Raw genomic sequence first — 3,537 nt, forward strand, 5'->3', positions numbered from 1 at the left:
CTCCGTGTTCCTGAACCCGGTGAAATTGGCCGCTTCCCCATAATCATCCACCACCTGCACTTTATCAACAATATTGGCAGGCAGATTCCTGGTGGCGGTACGGATATCGCCGTCAAAAAAATCCTTCCCATTCACCTTCACTTTGGTTACCACCTTGCCTTGCGCAACAACGGTACCATCTCTGTTCACCTTCAGGCCCGGCAGCTTCTTCAGGAGATCTTCCACATCAGCGTCTTTTCTCACGTTATAGGCGCTGGCATTGTATTCCACCGTATCCTGCTTTATTACAACCGGAGGCGCCGTTGCCGTAACATCCACCGTTTTAAGTGTATTACTTCTGGCATGTAACAATATATCCTTAAGCTGAATGCTATGCCTTGCAGCTGGAAAGTAGCAATCGCCTGCATACCCTGCATACCCCGCACGGGTCACCTGGATATTGAATACCGGTTGCTCAAAATTATGCACCTGCCATCTGCCGCCACTGTCTGTAGTAACAGTGCGGACAGTTACTCCGGGCAACAGTGCTTTTACCTGCACCAATGCGCCATACACAGGCTGATGGGCAGTATCGGTAATCAGCCCCGAAAGATTATAGCCGGATTGCGCACCTGCTTCAGATAGCAACAGGCACCCTATCCATAAACATAACAAATATCGCATCTTCACTCTTTAGTGCCGGATACCAGCTCCCTTAACTTTTTCCCATATTCCTCCTGAGAGGTGATTTCATATCCTCCCGGAATCCTGAATTCCTCATCTGTGATAGGCGTACTGACATTGATATTATCTACCACATAAGTAACCATCATTCCTTGCGGAACGACAGCATCAAACAATATGGGAAAGCCCCGCAGACGCTCCACTCCCGGGATACTCACGCCCATAGTGCTGTCTTTAAACTTATAGTCGGGGCAGTACCAGACAATAATATCAGACAGCTGTTCCCTTCCGGCCGGATAAGTGATAGTGGCTTTATTGCAACGGAACCCGTTGATATACCGGGTGGTGTCTTCGTAAGCGATATGTACACTATCGCTTTCCTTTTGGCCAGGGTTATCTGTACTCATGTAAAAGCCAAGCTTCTTTCCCATTATTTCCGTAATATTTGTGATCTGCCTCTTTACCCGGTCTATATAGATAGCACTTTGCGACATCTCCGTCCTCGTGATAATCTTCAGCTGGTTATATTTATACCAGGTATCAAGGTCAGTTGTAGCAAGTATAACACCATCTGCCCTTTTGGTTGTAATGGTTGTATGAATAATACCGCTGTCCAATTGCGCATATCCCTGAACACACAGCAGAGAAAATAATAACAGACAAATGCTTTTTTTCATATCCCGTATGATTTAATTGCGTATAGTCATTAATGTTATATCGTCTGTAGTTTCCCGGACGGCGCCGCAGACGGTTGTTTTCTACGCAGCTTCTTAAAGGGAAGGATACGCAGCGCTACAGATTGATCCAGCGGATACAGGTATAAAAACAACCCTGCCGTCATGGCAAAAAAGAAACTCACCAGTCCATGCATAATGATAATAGTGAAGTGGAAAGCAACACCAGCTATCAGCATTCGCCGTTTATTTTTCCGGCTCATGAACAACGCCGCGAATAATAGTATTTCCAGCAGGAGCACACCCCAGTCCGCGAGCAAAGCTATAAGAGGGCTGGCCATCAGTGTTACAATCAGGTTTCTGATCACAGGCACCGGGCCAAAGAGGTTATTGTTGAGAAAGTAGTATACAGCAGTACCATTTACCCATTCTGCTACTTTCATTTTCTCTACCGCCGAGTGAAAGTAAATGACCGACATCTGCACAGCGATAAGTCCCAGGACAACGTTGGACAATATATTGGAATAGGGTCGGTTATAGGTCTTACCCTCAGTCCAGTGGTTCAGACGCGGGTCCAGTAATGTAACAGGTAGCAGGAAGCCGGAAAGAATCATGGATACCTGATCACCCCCATCTACCAGCGTGCCCTTGTTAAACATACTGAAGCACACCCACCAGTGCAATATACCGGTGATCTGTGGCAAATAACCGCTTATTACCGTAATGAGGATAACAGCAGCAACAGCCCTGGCGGCAATGGGCGATTTTATCAGTTCAAAGAGATTGAAAGCATTAAAGCTATCGACAAAAGCTACTTTGTTGATCCCATCTACAAATACAGCATCATAGGGAGAGAACAGGAAAGTAAGCAATGTTCCCGTTGCCAGTATCGTTCTGGCAAATCCCAGGGCATTGGAAGCATATATATTCCTGTTAGCCAGCGTATCAGCATACGCATTCAGCGCATTGATCTTTTGTTGAAAAAACCGGATAGGCATTGTAAAGAAATTTATACCGCTACGCAGTACATCTCAACCCGGCAGGATGTACAACGTAGCAGTTATTGAATAATAGGCAACTATCAGATGTTAGCGATTTCAGCCACCAGACGTTCGCTCGCAAGTTTGGTGATGCCATCAGCAGCTGCAACTTCGGAGTTTTTAGGCCAGAACTGGGTTTGAGCATACACCGCAAAATGTACTACTGCCACAGTTTCTATAGTCACGGCAGCAGCATAGTTTACAGCGGCAACAGCATCCCATACAGCAGCCCACAATACGAATATGGGTACTGCAATAGAAGCCTGTACATCCAGGTTCTTGTTCTGAACAGCATTACTCCCGAGTTGCTGACGGGCTTTGATCTTCTCGCTCAGGTATTTGGCCAGCGCCTGTTTACCATCTGGTGTGCGCAGATCAAATCTGTTGATATCACCGGATTTTGCCATTTCCTCTATACTGGAGAAGAATGGATTATACTTGGGAGAACGCAGACCTGCTTCAAAAATAGCTCTGCCACCCTCTACCATTGCTTCAGCAACATTTGTGTAGTTACGGGTTGCAATCTTCTTTTTGAAAGCTTCAAAATATCCAGGGTCATTCTTTTCGATGTTAGCAATCATATCATCATAAAATGCCTGGTACATTTTCTTGGTTGCCGCAGGGTATTTATCCCATTTGGCCAGTGTAGGCTGCATACTGGGGATGCGCTGACTGATCTCTCCCTGGGAGAAAAATATACCTCTGAACAGTTCCTTCCCGGAATACTGGGTAAGGTCTGCATGCCTGGTACCAGCCGCATTTTTGATGAAGGCAAAGCTCATCGTAACCAGTGCTGCGGACACCAGGATTAAGGGTAACACATTTTTAAAACGTTTGAGATTCATGGTTTTCTTTTTTAAAAATGAATGAATAATCAGAGCGCCAGGATGGATCAAACTGCCGGAACCCCTTGCATATAAGTCCGGGTCTCCAATACATCAGGAAACTTTAGGGTTGGGCATTTTACCTGGCTTTTTACTGTAGCTGGTGGGGTACGGTAATAACATAGCGATCATGTTCTCCTTCCGGAGAGCACATTTGGACACAATACGGGTAGTCTCAGTTAATGTAAATTATTTATTGAGGAACGGAGCTTGCTCTTCCGGAGCAATTAATACTTTCTCCTTTCGGTCTTTCAATTCCAGTAACAATAAATTTTT

3 protein-coding genes and 1 pseudogene are annotated in these 3,537 nt (G+C 45.5%); all 4 read right to left on the bottom strand.

All coding sequences use genetic code 11. The features are described from left to right. Positions 1–663 (bottom strand): annotated as a pseudogene (locus tag VM802_RS23130) (carboxypeptidase-like regulatory domain-containing protein); the annotation flags it as partial. Between the two features lie 2 nt (positions 664–665). Beyond that, positions 666–1,340, bottom strand: coding sequence for a hypothetical protein (locus VM802_RS23135; protein ID WP_325535067.1), 675 nt, complete (start codon positions 1,338–1,340; stop codon positions 666–668). Between the two features lie 35 nt (positions 1,341–1,375). Beyond that, a complete protein-coding gene (locus tag VM802_RS23140; protein WP_325535069.1) occupies positions 1,376–2,335 on the bottom strand; it encodes a sporulation-delaying protein SdpB family protein in 960 nt (319 codons plus the stop codon). An 83-nt stretch (positions 2,336–2,418) separates the two neighbouring features. Then, positions 2,419–3,222 carry a sporulation delaying protein family toxin gene (locus VM802_RS23145; protein ID WP_325535071.1) on the bottom strand — a complete coding sequence of 268 codons (804 nt, stop codon included), beginning with the start codon at positions 3,220–3,222 and terminating at the stop codon, positions 2,419–2,421. Between the last annotated feature and the right edge of the window lie 315 nt (positions 3,223–3,537).

It is taken from the genome of Chitinophaga sp. (assembly GCF_035538455.1).
Lineage (GTDB): Bacteria > Bacteroidota > Bacteroidia > Chitinophagales > Chitinophagaceae > Chitinophaga.

What these genes read in the sequence shown, in the direction of transcription:
- VM802_RS23135 (WP_325535067.1), bottom strand. Translation starts at nt 1,340, where the DNA reads ATGAAAAAAAGCATTTGTCTGTTATTATTTTCTCTGCTGTGTGTTCAG.
- VM802_RS23140 (WP_325535069.1), bottom strand. Translation starts at nt 2,335, where the DNA reads ATGCCTATCCGGTTTTTTCAACAAAAGATCAATGCGCTGAATGCGTAT.
- VM802_RS23145 (WP_325535071.1), bottom strand. Translation starts at nt 3,222, where the DNA reads ATGAATCTCAAACGTTTTAAAAATGTGTTACCCTTAATCCTGGTGTCC.